This window comes from Sphingomonas sp. (genome assembly GCF_964263785.1).
In the GTDB taxonomy this organism is placed as follows: domain Bacteria; phylum Pseudomonadota; class Alphaproteobacteria; order Sphingomonadales; family Sphingomonadaceae; genus Sphingomonas.
In genome coordinates, this window is record NZ_CAXVWL010000098.1 from 1 (window position 1) to 25,341 (window position 25,341).

Annotated in this window: 23 protein-coding genes, 1 tRNA gene and 1 pseudogene; 14 read left to right on the forward strand and 11 right to left on the reverse strand. The window is 68.1% G+C overall.

Features of this window, described 5'->3' with window-relative positions; all coding sequences use genetic code 11:
* A pseudogene (locus ACE5C1_RS13010) lies at positions 1–176 on the forward strand (IS630 family transposase); the annotation flags it as partial.
* On the opposite strand, the gene ACE5C1_RS13015 reads toward ACE5C1_RS13010, so the two are convergent.
* The 6 genes from ACE5C1_RS13015 to rpsU form a co-directional block, all read right to left on the reverse strand.
* Positions 173–1,423 carry a hypothetical protein gene (locus tag ACE5C1_RS13015; protein WP_374944503.1) on the reverse strand — a complete coding sequence of 417 codons (1,251 nt, stop codon included), beginning with the start codon at positions 1,421–1,423 and terminating at the stop codon, positions 173–175. The pseudogene ACE5C1_RS13010 and the gene ACE5C1_RS13015 overlap by 4 nt on opposite strands.
* Positions 1,423–3,630, reverse strand: a complete 2,208-nt coding sequence (locus ACE5C1_RS13020) for a GumC family protein (RefSeq protein ID WP_374944504.1) — start codon at positions 3,628–3,630, stop codon at positions 1,423–1,425. The genes ACE5C1_RS13015 and ACE5C1_RS13020 overlap by 1 nt, the downstream gene beginning before the upstream one ends.
* Positions 3,627–4,349: a polysaccharide biosynthesis/export family protein gene (locus ACE5C1_RS13025; RefSeq protein WP_374944505.1), complete on the reverse strand. Its 723-nt coding sequence runs from the start codon at positions 4,347–4,349 to the stop codon at positions 3,627–3,629. Before ACE5C1_RS13025 ends, ACE5C1_RS13020 begins: the two co-directional genes overlap by 4 nt.
* A 53-nt stretch (positions 4,350–4,402) precedes the next feature.
* Positions 4,403–5,734, reverse strand: coding sequence for an O-antigen ligase family protein (locus ACE5C1_RS13030; protein ID WP_374944506.1), 1,332 nt, complete (start codon positions 5,732–5,734; stop codon positions 4,403–4,405).
* A 97-nt stretch (positions 5,735–5,831) separates the two neighbouring features.
* Positions 5,832–6,425, reverse strand: coding sequence for an FKBP-type peptidyl-prolyl cis-trans isomerase (locus ACE5C1_RS13035; protein WP_374944507.1), 594 nt, complete (start codon positions 6,423–6,425; stop codon positions 5,832–5,834).
* A gap of 93 nt (positions 6,426–6,518) precedes the next feature.
* Positions 6,519–6,725, reverse strand: a complete 207-nt coding sequence (gene rpsU, locus ACE5C1_RS13040) for a 30S ribosomal protein S21 (RefSeq protein WP_088331195.1) — start codon at positions 6,723–6,725, stop codon at positions 6,519–6,521.
* A 167-nt stretch (positions 6,726–6,892) separates the two neighbouring features.
* Here rpsU and ACE5C1_RS13045 point away from each other — a divergent pair, with 167 nt between their 5' ends.
* Genes ACE5C1_RS13045 through rfbA form a run of 5 tightly spaced genes read left to right on the forward strand, consistent with a single transcriptional unit; the run spans position 6,893 to position 11,669 of the window.
* Positions 6,893–8,335 (forward strand): cysteine--tRNA ligase, encoded by a 1,443-nt coding sequence (locus tag ACE5C1_RS13045; RefSeq protein WP_374944508.1) that lies wholly within the window; start codon positions 6,893–6,895, stop codon positions 8,333–8,335.
* A complete protein-coding gene (locus tag ACE5C1_RS13050) occupies positions 8,332–9,267 on the forward strand; it encodes a D-2-hydroxyacid dehydrogenase (protein WP_374944509.1) in 936 nt (311 codons plus the stop codon). Before ACE5C1_RS13045 ends, ACE5C1_RS13050 begins: the two co-directional genes overlap by 4 nt.
* Positions 9,268–9,269: 2 nt before the next feature.
* A complete protein-coding gene (locus ACE5C1_RS13055; protein ID WP_374944510.1) occupies positions 9,270–9,635 on the forward strand; it encodes a hypothetical protein in 366 nt (121 codons plus the stop codon).
* A gap of 37 nt (positions 9,636–9,672) precedes the next feature.
* Complete coding sequence (gene rfbB / locus ACE5C1_RS13060; RefSeq protein ID WP_374944511.1) at positions 9,673–10,746, forward strand: dTDP-glucose 4,6-dehydratase; 1,074 nt, start codon at positions 9,673–9,675, stop codon at positions 10,744–10,746.
* Positions 10,743–11,669: a glucose-1-phosphate thymidylyltransferase RfbA gene (gene rfbA / locus ACE5C1_RS13065; protein ID WP_374944512.1), complete on the forward strand. Its 927-nt coding sequence runs from the start codon at positions 10,743–10,745 to the stop codon at positions 11,667–11,669. Before rfbB ends, rfbA begins: the two co-directional genes overlap by 4 nt.
* Here rfbA and ACE5C1_RS13070 read toward each other — a convergent pair.
* Positions 11,624–12,595, reverse strand: a complete 972-nt coding sequence (locus tag ACE5C1_RS13070) for a M48 family metalloprotease (RefSeq protein WP_374944513.1) — start codon at positions 12,593–12,595, stop codon at positions 11,624–11,626. The genes rfbA and ACE5C1_RS13070 overlap by 46 nt on opposite strands.
* 109 nt (positions 12,596–12,704) lie before the next feature.
* Here ACE5C1_RS13070 and ACE5C1_RS13075 point away from each other — a divergent pair, with 109 nt between their 5' ends.
* From ACE5C1_RS13075 to ACE5C1_RS13090, 4 genes are all read left to right on the forward strand, one after another.
* The gene (locus ACE5C1_RS13075) at positions 12,705–14,075 is read left to right on the forward strand and encodes a class II 3-deoxy-7-phosphoheptulonate synthase (RefSeq protein WP_374944514.1); all 1,371 of its coding nucleotides are present in this window, start codon (positions 12,705–12,707) and stop codon (positions 14,073–14,075) included.
* Complete coding sequence (locus tag ACE5C1_RS13080) at positions 14,072–15,034, forward strand: helix-turn-helix domain-containing protein (RefSeq protein ID WP_374944515.1); 963 nt, start codon at positions 14,072–14,074, stop codon at positions 15,032–15,034. The genes ACE5C1_RS13075 and ACE5C1_RS13080 overlap by 4 nt, the downstream gene beginning before the upstream one ends.
* Positions 15,035–15,053: 19 nt before the next feature.
* Positions 15,054–15,128, forward strand: a tRNA-Glu gene (locus ACE5C1_RS13085).
* Between the two features lie 485 nt (positions 15,129–15,613).
* The gene (locus tag ACE5C1_RS13090; protein ID WP_374944524.1) at positions 15,614–16,027 is read left to right on the forward strand and encodes a low affinity iron permease family protein; all 414 of its coding nucleotides are present in this window, start codon (positions 15,614–15,616) and stop codon (positions 16,025–16,027) included.
* A gap of 30 nt (positions 16,028–16,057) precedes the next feature.
* Here ACE5C1_RS13090 and ACE5C1_RS13095 read toward each other — a convergent pair whose 3' ends face one another.
* Complete coding sequence (locus tag ACE5C1_RS13095; protein WP_374944516.1) at positions 16,058–18,196, reverse strand: penicillin acylase family protein; 2,139 nt, start codon at positions 18,194–18,196, stop codon at positions 16,058–16,060.
* Positions 18,197–18,241: 45 nt separating this feature from the next.
* Here ACE5C1_RS13095 and ACE5C1_RS13100 point away from each other — a divergent pair, with 45 nt between their 5' ends.
* Complete coding sequence (locus ACE5C1_RS13100; RefSeq protein ID WP_374944517.1) at positions 18,242–19,489, forward strand: amidohydrolase family protein; 1,248 nt, start codon at positions 18,242–18,244, stop codon at positions 19,487–19,489.
* A gap of 137 nt (positions 19,490–19,626) precedes the next feature.
* Here ACE5C1_RS13100 and ACE5C1_RS13105 read toward each other — a convergent pair whose 3' ends face one another.
* Complete coding sequence (locus ACE5C1_RS13105) at positions 19,627–20,517, reverse strand: SDR family oxidoreductase (RefSeq protein ID WP_374944518.1); 891 nt, start codon at positions 20,515–20,517, stop codon at positions 19,627–19,629.
* 148 nt (positions 20,518–20,665) lie between these two features.
* Between ACE5C1_RS13105 and ACE5C1_RS13110 the strand changes: the two genes are divergently transcribed.
* A complete protein-coding gene (locus ACE5C1_RS13110) occupies positions 20,666–21,184 on the forward strand; it encodes a helix-turn-helix domain-containing protein (RefSeq protein WP_374944519.1) in 519 nt (172 codons plus the stop codon).
* 78 nt (positions 21,185–21,262) lie between these two features.
* On the opposite strand, the gene ACE5C1_RS13115 is transcribed toward ACE5C1_RS13110, so the two are convergent.
* Positions 21,263–22,645: a short-chain fatty acyl-CoA regulator family protein gene (locus ACE5C1_RS13115; protein ID WP_374944520.1), complete on the reverse strand. Its 1,383-nt coding sequence runs from the start codon at positions 22,643–22,645 to the stop codon at positions 21,263–21,265.
* A gap of 153 nt (positions 22,646–22,798) precedes the next feature.
* On the opposite strand from ACE5C1_RS13115, the gene ACE5C1_RS13120 reads away from it, so the two are divergent.
* Both ACE5C1_RS13120 and ACE5C1_RS13125 read left to right on the forward strand, forming a co-directional pair.
* Positions 22,799–22,954: a hypothetical protein gene (locus tag ACE5C1_RS13120; protein ID WP_374944521.1), complete on the forward strand. Its 156-nt coding sequence runs from the start codon at positions 22,799–22,801 to the stop codon at positions 22,952–22,954.
* A gap of 106 nt (positions 22,955–23,060) precedes the next feature.
* The gene (locus ACE5C1_RS13125; RefSeq protein WP_374944522.1) at positions 23,061–24,656 is read left to right on the forward strand and encodes an isocitrate lyase; all 1,596 of its coding nucleotides are present in this window, start codon (positions 23,061–23,063) and stop codon (positions 24,654–24,656) included.
* A 66-nt stretch (positions 24,657–24,722) separates the two neighbouring features.
* On the opposite strand, the gene ACE5C1_RS13130 is transcribed toward ACE5C1_RS13125, so the two are convergent.
* A complete protein-coding gene (locus ACE5C1_RS13130) occupies positions 24,723–25,157 on the reverse strand; it encodes a hypothetical protein (protein WP_374944523.1) in 435 nt (144 codons plus the stop codon).
* Between the last annotated feature and the right edge of the window lie 184 nt (positions 25,158–25,341).

Sequence of the window (25,341 nt, forward strand, 5' to 3'; positions counted from 1 at the left end):
GGCGCCGGCTGAAGCGCGGCGCGTTCCACTCGCTCGTCGACCTCCAGGCCACCATCAACCGCTTCGTCGCCGAGCACAACGCCACCAACCCCCAGCCCTTCCAGTGGACCGCCGACCCCGATCGGATCATCGCCGCCGTCCGGCGTGGGCACCAAGCGTTAGAATCGATCCACTAGCCAGCCGCCCCGACAGCAACGTGCTCGATCGCCGTCTCGCCGCCGCCGGGGTCGCCGGAGGTGACGTCGACGCTCAACCATTGCGCGGCGCAACCCGCCGGTACACGAAACGTCCAGCTGCCGGTCTTCGCGCGCGCTGGATCGCTCGCCGCATCGACCAGCGGTGCCTTCGGATCCTGGGCACAGGCTACTCGCCAGCGCAACACCGCGGGTGGTCGATCGGTGCGCGCGAAGCGGGTTGCAAGGCGATAGTTCCCGGGCGCAAGCATCAGGATCTGCCGCGCCACCGTGCCGCTGTTCTCGCTCGCCGCGAATGCCACCAGCGCGTGGCCGCCCGCCGCAGTGCCGCGGGCCTCGCCACCGAACCCGTCGGCCTGCGCAACCGCCCAGTCGAGCGGCGGATACCGGTTCTCTGCGGCGAAGTCGCCGTTCCACACACCCTTCGGCATCCGCACCGTCGTACCGGACAGCACGCTGGCCAAACGAAGTGCCGCCACATAGTCACGCCGCTCCACCAGCGTCGGTATCATGCCCGCGATCGTCTCTGCATTCGGGAGTGGTCCACCGCGGCGCGCGACTTCCATCATTCCCGCCATCACCTGCGCATCGGGAATAGCCTGCGACAGGCGGTAATAATAATTTTCGGCCCAAGGCGGACGGGATCGGAGCAACCGCCCGAGCGCGGGCGCGACAGCAGGTTGCCCGGCGGCGGCAACCAGAATCGGCATCAGCGTGTCGTGCCCGCTGGGATTGGTCCGCAACGCGATGTCGTAATGACGAAGCGCGCCGACGACGTCGCCGCGCTGCACCCGGTCTTCGATCAGCCATATTTGCGTCAGCAGATCGCGCCTGGAGCGACGCTCGGACACCGCGAACAGCCGGGCGGCAGCGGCGCCATCGCCATGCGACGCCGCAACCAGGCCCAGCGTCCGCCAACTAGCGACGAGCGTCGGGTCGCGTCGCAGCGCTGCCAGCGCATCCGCTCTGGCCGAAGCGACTGCGGCCGCGCTCAGCGAACCGTCGGCGATCGCTCGCTCGGCGCGCAGGCTGTGCGCGCGCGCATCCCAAGGGGCAACCGCGAGCGCGCGTTCCGGAGCGCCGACGCGGTTGATCGCAGCATAGCCGGTACTCACCACGAGCCCACCGCCGAACAGCAGCACCAGCGCCGCTCCAGCCACGCGAGCAGCGCCCAGTCCGCCGGGGGGCGTGTTACGCCGGGACGAGCGTTTGCGTCCCGCGTCGGGCATCAGCGCTTCGTCTTGCCTTCGCTGCCGTAACCATAGCCGTAATCGTAACCGTAGCCGAAGTGCGCGCGCTTCGATTCGAACTTGGTCAGCACACTACCCAGGATCTGCGCCCGGCTCTGCCGCAAGCGGAGGAGCGCCTGCCGCGCGATCCGCGCCTTTACGCCGCGCGCCTCGACCACGAACAGCGTACCCTCGGTCCGGCTCGCGATCAGCGGCGCGTCGGCCAGGCCGAGCACCGGCGGAGCGTCGATCACGACATGGCGGAACTGGGTCAGCAGCTCGGCGATCAACGCGTCGAGCCGCTCGCCGCGCAGCAGTTCGCCCGCGTTGGGCGGCTGCGGTCCGGCGGTGAGGATCGCGAACTGCTCCGAATCCGGATATTGGATCAGCTCGGCGAGCTCGGACGTGCCCGACAGATAGTTGCTGAGACCCTTCTCGTTGCTCAGCCCCAGGTCGCCGTGGACCGACGGCGAGCGCATGTCCGCGTCGATCAGGATCGTCCGCGCGCCGTTGCGTGCCATCGAGAAAGCGAGCGCAAACGCAGTCGTCGACTTGCCTTCGCCCGGCCGCGTGCTGCTGACCGACAGCACCCTTGGGATGCCGTGATCGGTCGAAAAGGCCAGGCTGGTCTGCACCGACAGATACGCCTCCAGCACGCTCGATTTCGGATCGCGCAAATCGGTCAGCACGTCGCCGGTCTCCGACTTCGGGATGACTCCGAGAAGCGGTAGCCCGATGCGGCGTTCCAGGTCGCCCGGATCGACGATCGTTTCGTCGATCTGCTCGCGGATCGCCGCCAGCAGCGAACCGATCATCAGCCCGGCGACCAGCGCGATCAGCAGGTTAAGGAAGGGCCGCGGGCTGGACGGGCCCTCGGGCACCTTGGCCGGATCGACGATCGACACGTTGTTGGTGCCGACCCCGCCGGCGATGCCGATCTCCTTGTAGCGCTGCAGCAGGCCGTTGTAGAGTTCGCGATTGGTGTCGGCATCGCGCTGGTAGATGTTGTACTGAATGCTGCGGCGCCGCTCGCCGACGAAGCTCTGCTTCAATTGCTCGACGCGCTGCTGCAAAGCGCTTTCGCGTCCCTGCGCATCGCGGAACGCGTTCTGGACCGATCCCGATACCCGGCCCTCTTCACGCGCGATGCTGGCGTCCAGATTGCGGATCTGCGCCTGCAATGCCTGCGCAGCGGGATAACCCGGCTCGAACTGGATCATCAGCCGCGAATATTCGGCCGCAGCTTCCGCGCGACGCTGGCGAAGCCCCGCGATCGTGGTGTTCGCCAGCGCTTCGGTGCTCGATCCGCTGCCGTCGCGTATGCGGCTTTCGGCGCGCACCCGGTCCGCGGTGGCGCGCGCGAGTTCGTCGTTCAGCGATGCCAGGCTGTCGGCCACGAGCGAACGCTCCTGCGTCGCGCCCTTGCCGTCGCTGCCGACCGGAATGTTGATCAGCGACTGGTCCGACGCATAGCCGACGAGCTGGCGTTCCGATTCTTCGAGCTTGCGGCGAACCTGGTCGAGCCGGTCCTCAAGGAACCGCCGCGCATAAGCCGTCTGATCGAAGCGACGCTCCAGATTGTACTGGATGAACTCGCCGGCCCACGCATTGGCGATGCTGGCGGACAGCCGAGGATCGGGGCTGGTGAAGCTGATGTCGATCAGCCGCGACAGCCGGATCGGGCTGACGTCCAGTTCCTTCAGCAGGATCGACACCGCGGCGCGATTGCGCGCGTCGCGCGCCGCCGGCCGCGCGGCCGCCGCGCGACCTTCGTCGAACGTAGCGACCGCGTCCTTGGCGTGAAACATCTCGAGGAACGCACGATTATCCGCCAGCGCCAGCTTGCGCGAAACCCGCTCGGCCAGCGTGCGCGAGGCGAGTACGCCATATTGCGTCTGGTAGAATTCCTGGTCGACGTTGCCGGTCTCAGGCTCGACGCTTTCGACGTTGACGATCCGGCTGCCCTCGCGGTTCACCTCGATGCGGGTGACCGCGGTATATTGCCGGGTCGCGAGCAGCGTGGCGAGCACGCCGACCAGCAACGCCGCGGCGATCGACCCGATGATCAGCCAGCGCCAGCGCAGCGCGACGCGCAGGTAATAAGTGACGATCGGCACCGCAGGCGCCTCGCCGGTCTGCGGCTCGCCCTGAGCAACAGGCGCATAGGCGCGCCGATCGAGCGCAAAGGACACTTCGTTCACGGTCACAGACCCCCGTTGTTGATCAGCGCGATCAACGGCGCGACGATGAGCGGCGACACCTGCAGGAAGTCGCGGAAACGGCGGCGTGCGGGTGAATCGCCGACGACGATCACGTCGTCGGCATAGATGCGCGGATCGGGGTAAGCACCGCGGCGGATCGCGCCCAGATTGTACAGCGCCGCCATCTGCCGCCCGCCGACGGTGCGAAAGACCACCACGTCTTCCAGTCGCGCGAACTCCGACGTCCCCTTGGCGCGCGCGATCGCGCGAACCAGGGTCATCTGTCCGGTGACCGGGTAGAGTCCGGGTTCGGTGACCTGACCGTCGACCGTGATCACCTGGCTCTGCGTCTCGTCGACGTTCACTGCCACTTGCGGATCGCGCACGAAACGGCGGCGCAGGCGCTCCGCGATCAGCACCGACAATTCCTGCGGCGTCTTGCCGGCCGCGTCGATCGCGCCGACCAGCGGCAGCGCGATACGCCCCGATGCATCGACCTGCACCGTCTGGGTCAACTCGGCGATACCGAACACGGTCACGGCCAGCTTGTCGGCGGTGCCGATGCGGAAGGGCTGGGTCGGCGATCCTGGAATCGCGCCCGCGGGCGGCGGCAGCTGATCGGACTCCACCAACGTCAGATGCGGACCGGGCTCGATCTTGGGATCATGCGCGCAGGACGCGAGCGCCAGCGCGGCGGCCAGGAAAAGCGGTACGCGTCGTATCACAAGAGGTCCATTTGGCTCGCGGCGCGGTGATCGCGCCCAGGGTCTTGGTGGCGTTAGCGGATGGGGGCAGGGTTGCCAAGCCTCGTGGCCGGCCGGCCCCGTCGGCGCTCGGTGAGGAGCGCGCAGGCTGCCGCCGCCACTGCGAGCAGCGAGGGCGTGCGCAGCGGATAATCGGCGACGCTCCACCCCAGCAACACGCCCAGCACCACCGCACCCGCCAGCATCGTCGGCGCCGGGCGTGACGACCGCCATGCCGCCGTCGCCCGCACGACGTACCAGCCGGCGAACGCCAGGGTCAGCACGATGCCGCCCAGCCCCGCCTCGATCGCCAGTTCCATCGGTTCGTCATGCGCGTGATTGAGGTACGTCTGCGTCAGTACCGCGAACGGCTCGTAGCTGCGAAATACCGCATCGAAGGCGCCAAAGCCGCTGCCCCAGGGGAAGAAGTCGCCCGTCATGCGCAGGTACAGGCCGATGTTGGCCACGCGCAGTTCGTCGCCACCCGCCACCAACCGCGACAGCGCCTCACCGCGTGACGATGCCAGCACGGCAACGATCGGCAGGACGACGACCAGCGCCGCCGCGCCGCCGATCAGCAGCAGTCTGCGGCGGCTACTGCCTTCGTTACTGCGCCTGCGCGGCTGCGTCCGCAGGACGATCGCCAGCGATGCCAGCGCGGCGGTTACCCCGAAGACCAGTCCGCCCCGCGAGCCGGTGACCAGGAGCAGCGGCAATGTCGTCGCTCCCGCGCACCCGGCCAACCACAGCCGGACGCGCGCATGCCGCGGGTCCGCATCGGGCGCCGATGCCCAGGCCGCGAGCAGCGGCAAGGCGCAGACCAGCAAAGCGGCCTGGTGGTTACGGTTGGCGAACAGCCCGACGGCCGCACCCTGATTGGTGATCCGGTAGAAAGAGCCGGTCGTGCCCGCGACCTGAAGGACCGCGATGGTCGCGCTCAATGCACACAGGATCAGCAGCACCGGCACGAGCGACCCCAGCAGCCTGCCCGCGAGCGGCGCCAGCATCAGCACCGCGAACGCGGGCGTCAGGGCGACGAGTGCATAAAGCGTAAGGTCGGGCGTCAGCGAGAGCGGGCGCCACGTGCCGCCGAGCCCCACGAGGTCGAGATCGCGCGCGTAGCTCGCCCGCCCGGCCAATCCGCGCCAGACGCCCGGCGGCAACGGGATCAGCTGTACGGCGATGACGAGCGCAAACGCCGCGAGCAGCGCAAGCGGAACGCGCACGCTGCGTAACGCGCCGCGATCGACCTGCGCCACGGCTGCCGCCAACGCGATCACCGCAGCGGCATAGACCAGCGGAAGCGAGGCGACATCGGCACGCGATCCACCGCCGAACAACACGGCGATCGTGATCAGGACGGACAACAGTGCGAAATTCAACCGTTCGCGCGGTCCAGCCTCTCTCCATGCAGCCAGCATCATGGTCCTTCAGGTGGACGGCAGCGACGACTGCCGCGGGACCTCAGCGTCCCGGACCTCCGCCCGGTGCCGCGCCGCCGGGCAGAGCGCCACCGGGTGCCGCGCCGCCCTGCATCTGTTGCTGCATCATCTGCTGCTGCTGCATCTGGCGCAGCGCCGCTTCGGGCAGGAAATCGATCAGCTCGACATCGAAGACCAACGTCGAATTCGCCGGGATCGGCCCCTTCGCCTCGGCGCCATAGGCCAGCGAAGGCGGCATCCAGAAGCGGTATTTCGCGCCCTTGGTCATCATTTTCAGCGCTTCGGCGAAGCCCGGCACCACTTGCCCGACCGGCATCGGCGTCGGCCGCTCCGATTTGTCGAAGGTCGTTCCGTCGAGCAGCCGACCCTGATAATTGACCAGGGTCACGTCGGTATCGGTCGGGCGCGCAGCACCCTCGCCCGCTTTCAGCAGCTTGTACTGGAGCCCGGACGCGGTGGTGACGACGCCGCTGCCGCGCATCTCGCGAACCAGCGCCGGATCGCCCTGCCGCGCCAGCGCGAAGGCCGAGACGAGCGCCAGTGCGACCGCAACCCAGATATAGACGAGGTAACTGCGCTTGACGGGGCGAAGCGGCACGGCGGTGACGGTCGACATCGGGGCACCTGGAGCTTGGGTGCCGGACCGGCGGCCGTCACCGGGATTGATCGAACATCCGCCCGCGCACCCGGCGCGAGCGGCAGGCGCAGCTTACCGCGCGCCGTCGCGCTCGGCGCGCTTGCGATCCATCTTGCGTGCCCGGCGCACGGCCGCGGCCCGCTCGCGCGCGCGCTTCTCGGACGGCTTCTCGTAATGCCGGCGCAGCTTCATCTCGCGATACACGCCCTCGCGCTGCAGCTTCTTCTTGAGCGCGCGAAGGGCCTGGTCGACGTTGTTGTCGCGGACGATGATCTGCATAAACCCGTAAAGCTCCGGTCGAATGGAATTAGCCGTCGCGAACAGGTTCGCGCCGCATGAACTGGGGCCCCTAACAGCGTGACGGGCGGCTTTCAACCCTGCCGTACGGAATGCCTGCATGCCGAAACATATTTGAGCGAACCGCATCGCCGGGTAAGGCGCGCCGCATGACCGGCGCCCCACTCCTTCTCTACAACAGCCTCGGCCGCGCGATCCAGCGGTTCGAGCCGATCGACGCCACAAACGTCCGCCTCTACTCCTGCGGCCCCACGGTCTACAATTGCGCGCACATCGGCAACCTGCGCGCTTATGTGTTCACCGACACGCTCTCGCGGGTGCTGACGTGGAAGGCCAAGGACCTGGGCTGGGGCCCGGTCACCCACGTCATCAACATCACCGACGTCGGCCATCTCACCTCGGATGCCGACGCCGGCGACGACAAGATGGAGGCCGCCGCCAAGGCGTCCGGGCGCGATATCTGGGCGATTGCAGCGCATTACACCGATGCGTTCAAGCAGAACCTCGCTGACCTCCATATTCGTGCGCCGAGCCGCTTTCCGCTCGCAACCGATCATGTCCTGGGCATGATCGACTTCGCGCAGGCTATCGAAACCAATTGCTACCACCTTGAAGACGGCCTATATTTCGACACGACCACCGTGCCGGACTACGGCCGTCTCGCGGGTAGCCGCGACGACGCGCGCGAAGCCCGGATCGATCCGGTCGCCGGCAAGCGCCACCCGCAGGATTTCGCGATCTGGCGCACGTCGGGGCCTGGCGAGAACCGGCAGATGGAATGGGATTCGCCTTGGGGCCGCGGCGCGCCCGGCTGGCATCTCGAATGCTCGGTGATGAGCCGGCAGTATCTCGGCGAGCGCTTCGACATCCACACCGGCGGCATCGACCACCGCGAGATCCATCATCCGAACGAGATCGCACAGAATCAGGCCATGAGCGGCACGCCCGATACCGGCGCGACCTTTTGGATGCACAACAACTTCGTCGTCGAACGTGATGGAAAGATATCGAAATCGTCCGGGGCGTTCAAGACCTTGCAGGCGCTCGTCGACCGCGGCTTTCACCCGCTCGCCTACCGCTTGATGTGTCTCCAGGCGCATTACCGCTCGGAAATGGAGTTCTCGTGGGAAGGCATCGCCGCCGCGCAGACCCGGCTCAAGCGGCTTGCCCAGACGGTCGAGGCGCTGCGTGCCCGCCCGGGGTCGGCCTCGGCCGACAGCACCACGGCTCATCTCGATCGGCTCGACACTGCGGTCAGCGACGACCTCAACACTCCGCGCGCGCTGATCGCGCTCGACGAACTGCTCGCCGACAAGCGCGTCGCGGCGGCCGACCGGATTGCCGCACTGGCCGACTTCGACGCGGTGCTCGGGCTCGATCTCGCACAGCTCTCGCGCGCCGCCCTGCGCGTCCGCCCGGTCACCGCGACCATCGACGCGCCCGCCATTGCCGAACGGCTCGCCGAACGCCGCGAAGCCCGCGCCGCGCGCGATTTCGCGGCGTCCGATGCGATCCGCGACGCGTTGAGCGCCGCCGGGGTCGAGGTGATGGACGGCGATCCGCTCGGCTGGGACTGGAGACTCGACGCATGAAGGCCGTCTTGCCCGCGCCCGCAAGGCCGTTGATCGAGGCGCGCTTGCCCGCCGATCTCGACGTCGCCTGGGTCACGACCCCCGCCGAAGCCACCGCCGCGATCGCCGACGCCGATATCGCGTGGGTCGACCTGTACCCGCACGGCCTGACCGTCGCGGCAATCCCTAGGGGCAAGCGCCTGCGCTGGCTGTTCACCGCCATTGCCGGTGTCGAGTCGCTCGACTTCGCGCAGCTGCGCGCGCGGGGGACGGTGCTGACCAACGGCACCGGGATCAACGCCATACCCGTCGCCGAATATGCGGTGATGGGTATGCTGATCGCGGCCAAACGGTTCGACACCGTCGTCCGCCAGGCCGACGCCCGCGAATGGCCCGACAGCGCGCCGGGCCGTGTCGAGCTGTTCGAAACGCGCGCGCTGATCGTCGGCTACGGCGCGATCGGGCGGCTGATCGGCGACCGTCTGGCGGCGTTCGGGGTCGACGTCACCGGGGTGACCCGTTCGGGGCGCGACGGCACGCTGACGCCCGACGCATGGCGGGCGCGGCTCGGCGAATTCGACTGGGTGGTGCTCGCGGCGCCATCGACCGATGCGACCAAGGCGATGATCGGCGCCGAAGAGCTCGCCACGATGAAGCGCCGCGCGTGGCTGGTCAACATCGCGCGCGGCGACATGATCGACGACGACGCGCTGCTCGCGGCGGTACGAAGCGGCGATATCGCGGGCGCATTCCTCGATCCGACCCATCCCGAGCCGCTCCCCGCCGATCACCCGCTCTGGCGCGAGTCCAATGTCATCCTGTCGATGCATCTGTCGGGGCGCAGCCAGACCCGGATGTTCCACCGCGCCGCCGCGCTGTTCCTCGACAATCTCGACGCGTTCCTGGCCGGGCGCCCGATGCGCAACGTCGTCGACCTCGAAGCAGGCTATTGACCATGCACGCCCCGTCCAACGTCCACGGGCTTGCGCTCTATTATCACAGCTTCATCGACTGGATCGGCGACGGCACCGGCCTGCCCGACGCCATTCTCCACATCCATGCGGGCATGCTGGTGCTGATGGTCGCGCGGATCGCCACCGGGCGCTCGCTCGGCAGCTTCGTGCCGCTCGCGGTCGTGGTCGCGGCCGAGGCGTTCAACGAGATCATGGACCGGCTGAGCTTCGGGTCCTGGCGCTGGCCCGATACGACATCGGATATCCTGAACACTCTGTTCTGGCCTGCGGTGATCTGCCTGGCCGTCCGCCTTCGCCCGCTTGCCGCCGAACGCCGCGCCCGGCGCATGCGCCGCGGCCGCGCGTAAGCGCCATGTTAACCGTGGCGGGCGCACGAGGATGCGCATGCCACAGCTTCCTCGCGTGTTCGTCACCGGTGCCGCCGGATTCATCGGCTCCGCGCTCGTCCGCGCGCTCGTCCGCGACGGGCACGAGGTCCTGGCCTATGACGCGCTGACCTACGCCGGATCGCGCACCACGCTTGCGGAGGTCAAGGACCGCGCCAACTTCCGCTTCGTCCACGCCGATATCTGCGATGCAGCGGCGGTAGCCGCAGCCTTTGCGGACTTCCGCCCGGACATCGTCACGCACCTCGCCGCCGAAAGCCATGTCGACCGGTCGATCGACACGCCCGCGGCGTTCGTCCGCACCAACGTCGTCGGCACGTGTACCATGCTGGAGCAGGCGCACCTCTACTGGCGCGCGCTCGACGCCGCACCCCGCGCGCGCTTCCGCTTCCATCATATCTCGACCGACGAGGTCTACGGCTCGCTCGGCCCGCGCGGCCTGTTCACCGAAGACACCGCCTACGATCCGCGCTCACCCTATTCGGCGTCGAAGGCCGGGTCGGACCATCTCGCCGCGGCCTGGTGGCACACCTACGGCCTGCCCGTCCTCATCACCAATTGCTCGAACAATTACGGTCCCTATCAGCTGCCGGAAAAGCTGATCCCGCTGATGATCGCACGCGCGCTGAACGGCGAATCGCTTCCGGTCTACGGCCGCGGTGCCAACATCCGCGACTGGCTCCACGTCGACGATCACGTCGCTGCCTTGCGCGCGGTATTCGAGCGGGGCACGCCGGGACGCAGCTATAACGTCGGCGGCAATGCCGAGCGCCGCAACATCGACGTCGTTCGCGCGATCTGCGCCACGCTCGACCACCTGGCGCCGAGCCGCCGCCCGCACGCCGAAGCCATCGCCTTCGTCGCCGACCGCCCGGGTCACGATCTGCGCTACGCCATCGACGCCACGCGCATCCGCGCCGAACTGGGCTGGCACCCGCGCGAGACCTTCGAGAGCGGCATCCACGCGACGGTCCGCTGGTACCTCGACCACCGCGACTGGTGGCAGCCGATCGTCGATGCGGGGGCAACCGCGCGCCGAGGGCTTGCCGTGCGAAAGGAATTGGCGGCATGAAGGGCATCATTCTCGCCGGCGGCACCGGGACACGGCTTCATCCGGCCACGCTGGCGGTGAACAAGCAACTGCTGCCGGTCTACGACAAGCCGATGATCTATTACCCGATGTCGGTGCTGATGCTGGCGGGCATCCGCGAGATCCTGATCGTCTCCAGTCCCGAATTCCTGCCCGCCTACCGCGCGCTGTTCGGAAACGGCGCGGCGCTGGGGCTGGCCATCGCCTATGCCGAACAGCCGCGGCCCGAAGGGCTGGCGCAGGCGTTCACCATCGGCCGGGACTGGATCGCAGGAGATTCGGTCGCGCTGGTGCTCGGGGACAACATATTCTTCGGCAGCGGGCTGGTCGATCTGTGCCGCCGTGCCGCTGCACGGCCCCACGGCGCGACGATCTTCGCTTACCGCGTGAAGGATCCCGAACGCTACGGCGTGATCGAGCTCGCCCCCGACGGCCGCCCGTTCGCGCTCGAGGAAAAGCCCGCGCACCCCCGCTCGAACCTCGCGGTCACCGGAATCTACTTCTTCGACAACCACGTCGTCGATTTCGCCGCCGCGCTGACGCCCTCGCCCCGCGGCGAATACGAGATCGTCGACGTCATCCGCCACTATATGGACGCAGGCGCGCTCACCGTCGAACAAATGGGCCGTGGCTTTGCCTGGCTCGACACCGGCACCCACGACAGCCTGCTCGAAGCCGGCGAGTTCGTCCGTACGCTCCAGCACCGCCAGGGCATCCAGGTCGCATGCCTGGAGGAAATCGCCTACTCGAGCGGCTGGATCACCGCCGAGTGCGCCCGCGCGCAGGGCCTGGCACTCGGTAAGACTGCGTACGGACAGGCGATCCTCGCCGCTGTGGACGGCGAGCCGCGTGCGATGCCTCACTCCAGCGGGGAGTCGCGGGTGCTGAGTATCGGCGGCAGGTAGGGCGTCGGCGCGTCCGTGGGCAGCGTCTCGATCGCCGCTTCGATCGCCTTCGCGCGCGCGCTTGACGAGGGATGCGTCCGGCTGCGGAACAGGCCGCCGTCGACATCGCCGCCATGCTCGCGCCAGAAGCGCACCGCCGCCTGCGGATCGTAGCCCGCGTTGCGCAACAGATACATTCCCAGCAGGTCGGCTTCGCTCTCCGTCCGTCGATACAGCCGCCCGTTGCGCCCCAGTTCCGACAGCATCCCGCCCTTCACCCCGGCAGCATCGAGCCGCGCGCGGTGGCGCAGGATATTGTGCGCCAGCTCATGCGCGACGACGACCGCGACCTGATCGTCGGTGTAACGTTCGAAGAAGCGCGTGCCGATCGCGACGGTGGTGCCGTCGGCGCTCGCTTCCATCGTGCGCGCGATCACCACCATGAAGCGCGTGCGGCAACCGGGCGAGGCGGGGACCGTCACCGCGCGGCGGACGCCACCGCGCAGCACCGTCAGCGTAAGCGGCGCGTCTGCGGGGCGGCTCGCGATCAGTTGCAGAGCGGCGTCGCGGTCGGCGCCTGTCGCCGGGCCCGCCGTAACGCTCGTCGGGAACGGTGCGCCATCGACCGCGACCAGCGCATCGTTCGCCTGGACACCCGCCGCCGCCGCTGGCGACGCGGCGACCACGCCCTCCACCGCAACCGGCATGGCAAAGCCGTACTTCGCTCTAGCGGCCGGGCGTACCGGCGGATCGTATTCGCTCAGCGCGTGGATCGCCAGCCCGGGCACCGGCGCGCGCGCGGTGCAGAGCGCGACGTTGGCGGTCGCCAAGCGGTAGCCGATCGCCGCCAGCCGCAGGTCCGCCGCATCCTCCGGCGTCGCTTGAAAGACGGGCACGGGGGCGGCTGTCATCGCGATAGCGAACAGCGACTTGAACGGTCCGAACATACGCCGGCCCTACCCCGCTTCGCTGCGGCGCAATAGTAGGACGTTGATCGCGCGCGCGATCCGTCGCATGAGGCAATTTGATCCATCGCAACTTTCGGAATCTTGCACCATGGCCGCCAACTGGGCCCCCGACAGCTGGACGCGCGCCGAAGCGCGCCAGATGCCCACCTACCCCGACGCAGCCGCGCTCGACGCGGCGTGCGAGCAGCTCGGCACGTATCCGCCGCTGGTGTTCGCGGGCGAGGCACGCGCCCTTACCGCGCATCTGGCGAAGGTCGCTCAGGGTCAGGCGTTCCTGCTCCAGGGCGGCGATTGCGCCGAGAGCTTTCTCGAACACACCGCCAACAACATCCGCGACACCTTTCGCGTCATCCTGCAGATGGCGGTCGTCCTTACCTATGCCTCGAAGCTCCCGGTGGTGAAGCTCGGCCGCATGGCGGGCCAGTTCGCCAAGCCGCGCTCGACCGACACCGAGACGATCGAGGGCGTCGAACTGCCCAGCTATCGCGGCGACATCGTCAACGACATCGCGTTCGAGGAGGCGGCACGGCAACCCGATCCGAGCCGCATGATCCGCGCCTATTCGCAGTCGGCGGCGACGCTCAATCTGCTGCGTGCGTTCGCGCAAGGCGGCTATGCCAACCTGCATCAGGTCCACCGCTGGACCCACGATTTCATGGGCCGCAGCCCGTGGTCGCGCAAATACGCCGAAACCGCCGACCGGATCGGCGAAGCACTGGAATTCATGGCCGCGTGCGGGATCGACCCCGAAACCGTGCCGCAACTGGCGCAGACCGACTTCTACACCAGCCACGAGGCGCTGTTGCTGCGCTACGAACAGGCGCTGACCCGACAGGATTCGCTGACCGGCGATTGGTACGATACCTCGGCGCATTTCCTCTGGATCGGCGACCGGACACGGTTCGAGGGATCGGCGCACGTCGAATACCTCCGCGGCATCGGCAACCCGATCGGCATGAAATGCGGACCGAGCCTGGAGCCCGACGCGCTGCTGCGCCTGCTCGACACGCTGAACCCGGCGCGGACCCCCGGACGGATGACGCTGATCACCCGCTACGGCCACGACAAGATCGAGGCCGGCCTGCCGCGCCTGATCCGCGCGGTGCAGCGCGAAGGGCACCCGGTCGTCTGGAGCTGCGACCCGATGCATGGCAACGTCGTCAAGGCCGCCAACGGCTACAAGACCCGCCCCTTCGACCGCATCCTGGCCGAAGTCCGCGGCTTTTTCGCGGTTCACCGTGCCGAGGGCAGCTTTGCCGGCGGCATCCACGCCGAGATGACCGGACAGAACGTCACCGAATGCACCGGCGGCGCGATTGCGGTCACCGAACAGAGCCTCGTCGACCGCTACCACACCCACTGCGATCCGCGGCTGAACGCGGGGCAGAGTCTGGAACTCGCCTTCCTGCTCGCCGAAATGCTCAATCAGGAACTGAAGGAGCGCAGGAAAGCCGCGTGATTTCGGGAGGAACCGAATCGCCCGGGATCCACCCGGACGTCTTTGCGATGCCGCCGGGATTGTCGATCCGCTACGACGCGCCCGCCGCCGGCATCGCCGATTCGATCACCGGTTACCACGTCTATACCGCCGCCAGCACCGAAGAACGTGTCGACTGGTTTCTGCCGGGCACCGCCAACATCCGCGTGGCGCTCGATTCCGGCCCCGTCGATCTGACGATCCGGCGCCGCACCTACGCTCCCCTGCCCGCCGTCTCGCTGTTCGGGCCGACCAGCCAAGCGATGCGCGCGGTAACGCGCGGCGGCACCGTCATCGGCATCGGGGTGAGCGCACTCGGCTGGTCGCGGCTCTTCCCGCGCTCGGCCAGCGACTATCGCGACCGCATCGTTCCACTCGCCGACGCAATCGGTCAGGCGTTCGCGGACGAACTGAAGGACACGCTGGCCGCCACCGACCGCGAGCGCCTGGTCAAGCCGGCGCTCGACGCCTTGTTCGCGCGCCGCCTCGGCCCGCCGCATGCCGATGCCCCGCACATTCGCCAGCTGATGGCGCTGATCGTCGACGAGCGCGTCGATGCGCTTGCGACCGCCGCTGCCGAAATGGGGCTGCCGACGCATACGCTCCGGCGTCTGGCGGCACGGCATTTCGGCTTTCCGCCCAAATCGCTGCTGCTGCGCGCGCGCTTCCTGCGCGCGTTCACTCGAATGTTGCGGGCGGGCGACGTGCTCGACTATTCGACGCTGGGCTCCAGCTATTTCGATGCCTCGCACTTCCTGCGTGACGCGCGTGCCTTTCTCGGCACCACCCCGCGCCGGTTCATGACGCAGCCGACCACCTTTCTCCAGGCCAGCCTGCGCGCGCGCGACGCGGTGCTCGGTGCGCCCACCCAGGTGCTTCACGACGTCGAGCAATCACGGCCGCTGACGCCTGCGCTTGACGCACCCGAGCCGGGGCCGTAGACGCGCGCTTCCGCACCACGGCCCCTTCGTCTAGCGGTTAGGACGTCGCCCTCTCACGGCGAAAACACGAGTTCGATTCTCGTAGGGGTCACCATCGCGGCCGGCCCGCCAGCGTCCGGTCACCTCACGCGATCCTCGCGGCAAACCGCAGCCTTGCGCAGGACACGTGACAGCTGTTCTGCGGAAAAGGGCTTGCGAAGCAGCTCGAGCCCCGTCCCTGCCCCGACGCTTTCGGTCGTGACGAACGGCTCGAAGAAACGCGATCAGGGTGAGCAGGTCGTTGAAATCGTGTGATACGCCGCCAATCAGCCGGCCGATCGCCTCCATCTTCTGCGCTAGGCTAAGTACATCCTGCGCCTGCTCGCGTTCGCGCCCGGGATCCTGCCCCTTGGCGGATCAATGTCGTCCGCATCGCAACTCGCGGCAGTACCCGCGCCGCAGCCCGCGCGCTCATGGGCAAACGTTCGCACGATCGAGCCGCCTCATCGTTGCCGAGCAGCTTGAAATCGCAACCGATGCTGCCGACAACCGCTACACCGGCCAGGGCCGCTCGTGTCCGTCAGCTTTGAAGAGGCATTCATGGAACAATTCTTCAGCCGGGTGGCAGGCAAGAGCGCGACGGCGATGGGGCACCCCTACACCTTCGTGCTCGCAACCCTGGCCATGGTCGCTTGGGCAGCCAGAGGCGTGGTGTTCGCGTGGTCGGACACGTGGCAGTTGATCGTGAACACGGGCACGTCCGTGGTCACGTTCCTGGCGGTGTTCGTGATCCAGAACAGCCAGAACCGCGACGGTGCCGCGATCCAGGCCAAGCTCGACGAGGTGCTTCGGGCGTTGCCGAAGGCGCGCGAGGCGTTCGTCGGCATCGAGCACCTGACCGAGGCGCAGATCTGCGCATTGCGCGACGCGCTGGAGCGTGAAGTCAAAGGCAAGGGTTCCAAACAGGAAACCGCCGACGACTCTGCCGAGCGCCTGCTGAAACGGATCGGCTGAACCGCGGCGCCCGTGGTCGCGGCCACGATCCTACCCGGGTCGGTAGCGCCGCTCGATATGCCCGACCAAGTCGGCCGGCTCGAAATACACCCGGCGCAAGGCGCCCGCGGCATAGCGACCGATCTGGTCGGCGAAGTGCGGTGTGCCCGGCGTGCCGTTCTGCCCGCCCGCCATCACCGCCCAGGCGCGCGGCCGTGCCCCGAACTCGACCACCGCGACGAAGCTGTTGCCGCTGGTCCCGTAATAGCGCCGCGTGTTCGGATAGCTGCGCGCCCCGAACGAGGCGAGGCTGCCGTACAGCGCCGAGACGAACGGCACCGGCATACTGGGCTTGGCGTCGTCGAAATGCGGCTGGATCGCATCGTCCAGGCGCTGGAACCGGTTGATCGCACCCCACGGCACCTGCCACCGTCCGAAATCGCGGGTCAGCCGGTCGATCGCCGAATCGAGTGCCGCCAGTTGCCGGTCGACTGTCGCAGGCGTCAGGATCGCGCCGCGCGTCACCACCAGCGCGCCGGTGTCGCGGCGCAGCGCATCGCCCCAGAACACCGCCAGCGACGTCGCGGTCGATTCCGCCGACCACCGGCAATCCCAGCGCCTGAGCACGTCGATCGGCGCGGCGAGCCGGGCCCGCCGCGGATCGCCCGGCGGCAGCGCATCATAGGCCGCCGCCAGCCTGGGCAGCAGCGCGCCGAACGCGGGCAGATAGCGGTCGTAGGCCGCCGCCATCAACGTCTCCGGCGCCCAGTCGCGCTTGCCCGTCAGCAACGCCGTGGCATGCAGCCCGCGCGGGTTCTCGCCGGCGGTGTCCATATAGCGCGGAAAGTCCGCCTCCCGCGGCGAGTCCGCCCCGGCCGCGCCCCACGGCGCGTTGTTGGAATTATACACCCACCCTGTCTTCGGCCGCACCGCCTGCGGCAGCTTGGCGAGCGGGGTCAGTCCTCGCCAGTCGGTCGCAGGATCGGCACCCTCGACCGTCCCACGATAGTCGAAGCGGTTGTCGCGCACCGGCACGAATTGCGGGTGCAGATACGCGATCTCGCCCGCGCGATCGGCGAAGATCGTGTCGTTCGACGAATTCGCCTGCCTCCCGGCGACCTTCAGATAGCCCTCGAGGTCGCTCGCCTTGGTCCTCAGCCAGCTCTGCTCGAGGGCGGGCACCGGCTTCCACATCAGGCTCTGCGCGATCCACTTGCCGCCGCGCTCGGCGACGATCGGCCCATGGTGCGTCGCCCAGGTCGTGAAGGTGCGCCGCGCGAGCGTGCCGTCGGCCTGCCGCCACGCGATCGTCACCGGCCTGGCGATCAGCGGCCTAAGCACCTTGCCGTAGAAATAGGCCTTGCCGCGGATCACCGTCTCCGCGAACGCGTCGACCGAGTCCACGCCCGACGAGGTGTGCATCCATCCCGCCTGCGCGTTGAACCCCTGGTAGATGAAGAACTGCCCCCAGGTCGACGCGCCATAGGCGTTGAGCCCCTCCCCGCTCGTCATCTGCAGCTCGGATCGGAAATAGAAGCTGGTGTGCGGATTGATGAGCAGCAGCGCATGGCCGTTCGCGGTGTTCGCCGGCGCGATGGCGATGCCGTTCGATCCTCCCGGCTCCTGCGGCGGCGGGACCGCGGCGATCGTCACGCCGCCGTAGAAATCCGCCAGCTCGGACAATGAAATCCGCTCGATATCGCCGCCGATACTGCCTTCGGTGAACGACAGCGCCATCCACGGCTCGAACCGGGTCAGCACCTTTGCATGCACCCCCGGATGGGTCGCGAGATAGAAGTTCAGCCCCGCCGCCCATGCATCCATCAGCCGCCGCAGCCAGGGCGCGCTCGCGGCATATTGCGCTTTCAGTTCCGCCGGATCGACGAACAGCCGCTGGCGCAGGTCGGCCCAGATCGCGCCCTTCCCTTCGGCTTCCGCAGTGCGCCCGAGCGCGGTCAGGTAGTTCGCCTCCACCCGCGCGAAATCGTCCTCCGCCTGTGCGTAGATCGCACCGAACACCGCGTCGGCATCGGTCTTGCCGGTGACGTGCGCGATGCCCCAGTCGTCGCGGACGATCTCCACCCGCGCCGCCTGCGCGCGCCATTTCGCCATGTCCTGCGCCGCGGCAGGTGTGGCGGCGAGCGATGCGGCAAGCATCAGGTTGCGTGACCAGCGAAGCGGCGTATCCATGGACAAAGGCTATCGCCGCGCCGCGCGCGCCACAAGGAGAACGACATGCGCTGGACCCTGGCCTTCGCGCTCCTGCTGCTCGGTGCCGCCGAACCGCCCGCGACCCTCTACCGCCCCGCCCGCGTCTTCGATGCGGTCGACGGTGTCGCGCACGAAGGCTGGACCGTCCTCGTCCGCGGCGACCGGATCGTCGCGGTCGGCCCTGCCGTCGATGTGCCGGCCGACGCGCAGACGATCGATCTGCCCGGCACAACCCTGATGCCCGGCCTGATCGAAGGCCACGGCCACCTCTTCCTCCATCCCTATGACGAGGCGAAGTGGGACGATCAGGTCCTCCACGAACCGCTGGCGCTGCGCACCGCCCGCGCGACGGTGGCGGCGCGCGCGACGCTGATGGCGGGCTTCACCACCGAACGCGATCTCGGCACCGAAGGCGCGGGCTATGCCGACGTCGGCCTGAAACGCGCGATCGACGAGGGCATCGTTCCCGGCCCCCGCTTGCTCGTCGCCACCCGCGCGGTGGTCGCCCGCGGGGCCTACGGTCCCAAGGGCTACGAGCCCGGCGTCGCGATCCCGCAAGGCGCCGAAGAAGCCAGCGGCATCGACGAGGTCGTCGCCGCGGTCCGCTCGCAGATCGCCGCGGGCGCCGATGTTGTGAAGCTCTATGGCGACTATCGCTGGCGCCCCGGCGAGGAGAGCCGTCCCACCTTCTCGCTGGCCGAAATGCACGCCGCGGTCGACGCTGCCCGAGACGCCGGCCGCATCGTCGCGGTGCACACGTCGACCGCCGAGGGCATGCGCCGCGCCACAGCAGCAGGCGCCGACACGATCGAGCATGGCTATGGCGGCACACCCGAAATCTTCGCCGCGATGAAAGCGAAGGGGGTCGGCTTCTGCCCCACCCTCGCCGCCGCCGACGCGGTGGCGCGCTATGCCGGCTGGACCGGCGCAGAGCCCGCCCCACCCAGCGTCCTAGCCAGCCGCCGCGCACTGCAACTGGCACGCGCGGCAGGCGTCACGATCTGCCTCGGCGGCGACACCGGCGTTTTCCCGCACGGCCAGAACGCCCGCGAAGCGGTGCTGATGGCAGCGGCGGGCATGCCGCCGCGCGAGGTGCTGATGGCGGCGACCGCGGGCAATGCGAAGCTGTTCCACCTTGCCGATCGCGGCACGCTGCGCGCGGGGCTCCTTGCCGATCTGGTCGGAGTGCAGGGCGATCCGACCCGCGACGTCGCCGCCCTAGCGCAGGTCGTTCTGGTGGTGAAAGGCGGCACACCCATCCGTCGACCCTGACCGCCGAAACCTCAGCCGATGCCGTTGCCCGCCGGCGGTCGTGCCGACTACGACCACTCTCGACGCGAAAGATTGCGGTTCCAGTCGCGGGAAGCGATCGACAGGGGTGCCCCCGGCCTAGCCTCCGCCATGCCTATTCATCCGTGATACTCGGGCCGGTCGATATCCTGGACAAGGCCGATCTCCTTCGGCTCCCATTCGAGGGCCGTTCTGGTCCACGCGCTGGAGGCGCGGCCGGTCCCGGCCACCCACTTGGCCAAGCCGCCGAAGTGCGTCTCGGCTTCCTGCGGAGTGAGCGACTTGGTGGGAACCCCGACCTGCCGGCCGATCGCCTCGGCGATCAGCCGATACGCGATGCCCTCCTCGGCGACCGCATGGAACGCCTCGTTGCGTGCGCCCCGCTCCACCGCCAGGCGGAATACACGCGCGGCGTCCGTCCGGTGCACCGACGGCCAGAGGTTCTGTCCGTCTCCGACGTAGGCGGACACGCCTTTCTCGCGCGCCACGGCGGTCAGCATGGGAACGAAGCCATGCGTCTCGCCGACGCCGTGTACCGAACGCGGCAAGCGGACGACGGAGGCATGCAGACCGCGCTCCGCGAGCGCGAACGCGGTCTGCTCCGATGCGCGCGGGAAGTCGGGCATGACCGGCGGTCGCTTGTTCTCCGTGTACGTCTCGCCCGCCTCCGCCAGGCCGATGCCGCCGGTTACCAGGATCGGCCGGCTCGAACCGGTAAATATCTCCCCGAACGTCTCGATCGCCGCACGATCCTCCTCGCTCAGTTCCGCCATCTTCGAGAAGTCGAGGCCGAACGCGGTGTGGATGACGGCATCGGCGTCGCCGGCGCCTTGCCGAAGAACGTCGAGGTCGGTGAGCGAGCCGAGCAGCGGCGAGCCCCCGACGGCGGCAAGCGCCTCACCCTTCTCCGTCGATCGCACCAGACCCACGACCGAGTGGCCCGCCTCGGTGAGTTCGCGGGCGACCGCCGATCCGACCCAGCCGTTCGCTCCGGTCAGAAAAACGCGCATTGCAACCTCCTTGACGTTGGCGAGCGCAAACGTGCTATCGCGCTTTGTCATAGACTGACATAGTGGTCGTGTCAGTCACTGACAAGATCGAAGGCGACGGGTGGCGAAAAAAGAGGACGACGTGCGCACACGCTTGCAAGGAGCGGCCTTGGCGCTGTTCGGCGAGCGCGGCTATGATCGGACTACGGCCGCGGCGATCGCGGAGCGGGCCGGTGTGACCGAACGGACCTTTTTCCGCTACTTCCCGGACAAGCGCGAAGTGCTCTTCGACGGCGAGGTCATCTTGCGAACGGCGCTGACCGCCTCGATCGCCGCTGCGCCGGCCGGGCTCGCGCCCCTCGACACCCTGTTCCGGGCGTTCCGGGCGTTTCAGCCCGCGCTCGAGGACAATTGGTCATACTCCAAGCCACGCCACGAGGTCATCTCCGCCAGCCCCGCCCTTCACGAGCGCGAGTTGGCCAAGATAGCCGCGCTGACCGATGCGCTCGCCGCTGCCCTGAAAGCGCGCGGTGTAACGGACCTTCGCGCTGTTCTAGCGGCAAGGGCAGGCATGGCCGCCTTCGTCCATGCTATTCTCTCCTGGCTGGACGATCCGACCATGGGGCTCGGCGAACGTTTCGATCTCGCCTTTCACGAGATGAAGGCACTTTTGGCGGAAAGCGGCTAGGGTCAGCAGTGCCGCGACCGAACGGCGCCTGGTTTCGCCGGTAAGCGGGGAGGCAGAAAGCCGGGGGAAAACCACCGCTCAATCCCCCGCAAAGGTCAGCGCCGACGCGCGCCGCTCGCGCTCGTTGACCGTCAGCGCGCGTCCGCGCGGCGGCGCCGATCGCTGCGGGCAGTCCTGGCGGAAGCATGCGCGGCAGCCCAGACCGATCGGTGTCGCTGCGCCCGCCAGGTCCAGCCCGCGCGCCACCGCCAGCGTCCCCGCCAGTTCGGCCGCCACCCCCAGCCCAACCGAGAATTGCGCCGCCACGCCGCCGACCTGCCGTCCCTGCGGCATGACCGTATGCGCCATGGTCAGCGCGCGCGATCCGTCCTCCAGCTCGACCAATTGCACCGCCAGCTCGCCCGGCCGGTCGAACGCGTGGGTCAGCCGCCACAAGGGGCACCGCCCATCCGCCTCGACCAGCGCCGCGCCGCTGGCGCCGGCATAGCGCTTCGACGCCACCCCCGCACGATCGACGCGGAGCATGAAGAACGGCAGCCCGCGCGCACCCACCCGCTGCAACGTCGTCAGCCGATGCGCCACCTGCTCGAACCCCGCGCCGAACCGGCGGCACAGGAGTTCGACGTCATACCCCGTCGCCTCGCACGCGCGCAGGAAGCGAGCATAGGGCATCATCGTCGCGCCCGCGAAATAGGCCGCCAGATAGCGCCGCAGCAGCCGGTCGGCGGTGCGATCGATCAGGTTCGCGCCGCGCGCCAGCGCGTCGATCTCCGCCCGCGCCTCGATCTGCGCCAGCTGGAACGCTGCCGCATAGGTCCGGTTGGCCGGGTCGATCAGCTCGGATAGCTGCAACTGCCGCGCATGGAGGTCGAGCCGCCGCAGCACGTCGGGCATGACGTCGATCGGCAGGATGCGGATCGTCAGCGCGTGGCGTGTCCGCAACCGTTCGGCAATGGCGCCGTACAGATCGCCCGAACCCAGCCGCAATTCGTCCGCCAGCGCCTCCGCGCCCGCGTCGAGATCGGGAAAATGGTTGCGCCATCCCGCGATTGCCGCGCGCGTGGCGGCGACCGGATCGTCGTCGACCGGACCGGTGCCCGTGCCGCCGCCCTGCGCGTCGAACGCCCGCGCGAACGCCTCCGCGCCGCCGGGTGCCGCCGCCAACCACTCGGCGACCTCGTTGCGATCGATCTCCAGGTCGGCGAACATCGGGTCGGCCAGCCGCCGCCGGATCGCATCGGCGCCACCACCGGGCTCGGCGGCGGCCAGCGTGCGCGCGTCGAAGTCGAACGTTTCGGCCAGCCGCACCAGCAACGTCGCCGACACCGGCCGGCCGTTGCGCTCGACCAGGTTGAGATAACTGGGACTGATCCCCAGCATTTCCGCCATCGCCGCCTGGGTCAGCCCGGCCCGTCGCCGAACGCGGCGCACCGCGTGGCCCGCCAACAGCTTTTCGCGCACCGCATTCACTCCGCATCGTTCAAGTCACATCTTTACAGATGGACAAGCCCTAGCAGCGCCGGGGCCGACTTGGCGACACGAAACGTGCACGAATTGTCGTGAATATGTTGCTCCAGACGAATTATCACACTTCCATCGACCAAGGAGTTCGCCATGTCCACCGAGCCGCAACGCAGCCGCGCCGTCTTCTCGACCGAGGATTTCGGTCTCCTGAAGGAAGCCGTCGGCGAGTACGTCCGCAAGATCGCCGACGAACCGCGTTCGGCCAAGTTCTCCAACCTCTATCATCGCCTCGGCCGTCTCGGCTGACGGCGCGCCGAACCGCTTTCCTGGGGAGGAAAGGTGTCCGCCGGCACGGTGACGTGCCGGCGGTCATTCGCCGCTCCCCGCTTTGACCGATTTCGACGGGGATCTCATGACCTACCAGGACCATAGCAGCCACATCCGCCAGCTTGTCGCGAGCCACAATGGCACCTGGGACGGGATCGACCCCGAAGCCGTCGTCCGCATGCGCCTGCAGAACCGCTTCCGCACCGGGCTCGACATCGCGCGCTACACCGCCGGCATCATGCGCCGCGACATGGCCGCCTATGATGCCGATCCGGCGAACTACACGCAGTCGCTCGGCTGCTGGCACGGCTTCATCGGTCAACAGAAAATGATCAGCATCAAGAAGCATTTCGGCTCGACCGAGCGGCGTTACCTGTACCTGTCGGGCTGGATGATCGCGGCGCTGCGCTCGGATTTCGGACCGCTGCCCGATCAGTCGATGCACGAGAAGACCAGCGTTCCCGCATTGATCGAGGAACTCTACACCTTCCTTCGCCAGGCCGACGCGCGCGAGCTCGGCATGATGTTCCGCGATCTCGACAAGGCGCGTGATGCGGGTAACGAGGTCGAGGCGCAACGCCTGCTTCACGCGGTCGACACGTACGAAACCCACGTCGTGCCGATCATCGCGGACATCGACGCCGGCTTCGGCAACGCCGAGGCGACGTACCTGCTCGCCCGCAAGATGATCGAGGCGGGCGCCTGCGCGCTCCAGATCGAAAACCAGGTCAGCGACGAGAAGCAATGCGGCCACCAGGACGGCAAGGTCACCGTGCCGCACGAGGACTTCCTGGCGAAGGTCCGCGCCTGCCGATACGCGTTCCTGGAACTGGGCGTGGAGGATGGCATCATCGTCACCCGCACCGACTCGCTCGGCGCAGGGCTGACCAAGCAGATCGCGGTCAGCAAGGAACCCGGCGATCTCGGCGACCAGTATAACAGCTATCTCGATTGCGAGGAGGTCGACGCCGCCACCGCGCGCAACGGCGACGTGATCCTGAACCGCGGCGGCAGGCTGCTGCGTCCCAAGCGCCTGCCGTCCAACCTGTTCCAGTTCCGCGAAGGCACCGGTGCCGACCGCTGCGTGATGGATTGCATCGCCTCATTGCAGCACGGCGCCGACCTGCTCTGGATCGAAACGGAAAAGCCGCACATCGAACAGATCGCGTCGATGGTCGACCGCATCCGCGAAGTCGTCCCGAACGCCAAGCTCGTTTACAACAATTCGCCGTCGTTCAACTGGACATTGAACTTCCGTCAGCAGGTGTTCGACGCCTGGGGCGAAGCAGGCGAGGACGTTTCAGCCTACGACCGTGCACGCCTCATGAGCGTCGATTACGACGGCACCGCGCTGGCCGACGAAGCCGACGAGCGCATCCGCACCTTTCAGCAGGAATCGGCGGCGCGCGCGGGCATCTTCCATCACCTCATCACCTTGCCGACCTATCACACCGCAGCGTTGTCGACCGACAACCTTGCGAAGGAGTATTTCGGCGAGGCGGGAATGCTGGGCTACGTCAAGGGCGTGCAGCGCAAGGAAATCCGCGAGGGGATCGCCTGCGTCAAGCACCAGAACATGTCGGGCAGCGACATCGGCGATGACCACAAGGAGTATTTCGCGGGCGAGGCGGCGTTGAAGGCCGGCGGCGCGCACAATACGATGAACCAGTTCGCGGCCTGAGCGCCTGCCGAAGCGATCGTCGATCGAGGCTTCCCGCATCCTGGTGTGCGGGAAGCCGATCGGCGATCAGCCAGGCAGATTGGCCACGCCGGTCGCGCGATCGTCCAGCGGCTCCCAGCGTGACGCGGAGCGCACCTGATCGCGGATCTGCTTCATCATCACGATCGCGCTCAATCGGTATTCCGGCCAGTTGAGCATGCCGTCGCGATGTGCCCAGCGCGAGGTGAAGGTCCGGTAGGTCTGTTCGAGCGAGATGCAGCCTATCTTGATCTCGTGCGCCAGCTGCATCCGTGCCGGATCGTTGGCGGCCACGGCAGCATCGAGGACGTGGTCGTGGACGTAATGGGTATAGGCGTCGATCGCCTGGATCATCTCGGTACGCAGATGCGCCAGGCCGATCAGGTCTGCATCGGCGATCGACGAGGTGATCAGCGGCAGCGCGGTTCCGATGATGTCCAGCAGCCGGGCATGTAGCCTGTCGAGGATGTTGAGATGGTGCACAGCCGACGTGACTAACAATCAGATGTTTCGGTTGGTTTAAGGGGCGGTAGTCAAACCGCCTTCAACGCCGGCCCACCTTCTTGATGATGCCGGTGAAGCTCAACACCGGGTCGCTGTCGGCAGTCACCAGGCCGCGGACGAAGATGGTGGAACGGGCGGCGCAGGTGATCTCGCCGCGTGCCTC

Bases quoted from the DNA above. Each gene is read 5' to 3' on its own strand.
- rpsU (WP_088331195.1), bottom strand. From the start codon at position 6,725: ATGCAGATCATCGTCCGCGACAACAACGTCGACCAGGCCCTTCGCGCG.
- ACE5C1_RS13095 (WP_374944516.1), bottom strand. From the start codon at position 18,196: ATGGATACGCCGCTTCGCTGGTCACGCAACCTGATGCTTGCCGCATCG.
- ACE5C1_RS13070 (WP_374944513.1), bottom strand. From the start codon at position 12,595: ATGTTCGGACCGTTCAAGTCGCTGTTCGCTATCGCGATGACAGCCGCC.
- ACE5C1_RS13050 (WP_374944509.1), top strand. From the start codon at position 8,332: ATGAAGGCCGTCTTGCCCGCGCCCGCAAGGCCGTTGATCGAGGCGCGC.
- ACE5C1_RS13120 (WP_374944521.1), top strand. From the start codon at position 22,799: ATGTCCACCGAGCCGCAACGCAGCCGCGCCGTCTTCTCGACCGAGGAT.
- ACE5C1_RS13100 (WP_374944517.1), top strand. From the start codon at position 18,242: ATGCGCTGGACCCTGGCCTTCGCGCTCCTGCTGCTCGGTGCCGCCGAA.
- ACE5C1_RS13090 (WP_374944524.1), top strand. From the start codon at position 15,614: ATGGAACAATTCTTCAGCCGGGTGGCAGGCAAGAGCGCGACGGCGATG.
- ACE5C1_RS13125 (WP_374944522.1), top strand. From the start codon at position 23,061: ATGACCTACCAGGACCATAGCAGCCACATCCGCCAGCTTGTCGCGAGC.
- ACE5C1_RS13015 (WP_374944503.1), bottom strand. From the start codon at position 1,423: ATGCCCGACGCGGGACGCAAACGCTCGTCCCGGCGTAACACGCCCCCC.
- ACE5C1_RS13055 (WP_374944510.1), top strand. From the start codon at position 9,270: ATGCACGCCCCGTCCAACGTCCACGGGCTTGCGCTCTATTATCACAGC.
- ACE5C1_RS13075 (WP_374944514.1), top strand. From the start codon at position 12,705: ATGGCCGCCAACTGGGCCCCCGACAGCTGGACGCGCGCCGAAGCGCGC.
- ACE5C1_RS13035 (WP_374944507.1), bottom strand. From the start codon at position 6,425: ATGTCGACCGTCACCGCCGTGCCGCTTCGCCCCGTCAAGCGCAGTTAC.
- rfbA (WP_374944512.1), top strand. From the start codon at position 10,743: ATGAAGGGCATCATTCTCGCCGGCGGCACCGGGACACGGCTTCATCCG.
- ACE5C1_RS13105 (WP_374944518.1), bottom strand. From the start codon at position 20,517: ATGCGCGTTTTTCTGACCGGAGCGAACGGCTGGGTCGGATCGGCGGTC.
- rfbB (WP_374944511.1), top strand. From the start codon at position 9,673: ATGCCACAGCTTCCTCGCGTGTTCGTCACCGGTGCCGCCGGATTCATC.
- ACE5C1_RS13045 (WP_374944508.1), top strand. From the start codon at position 6,893: ATGACCGGCGCCCCACTCCTTCTCTACAACAGCCTCGGCCGCGCGATC.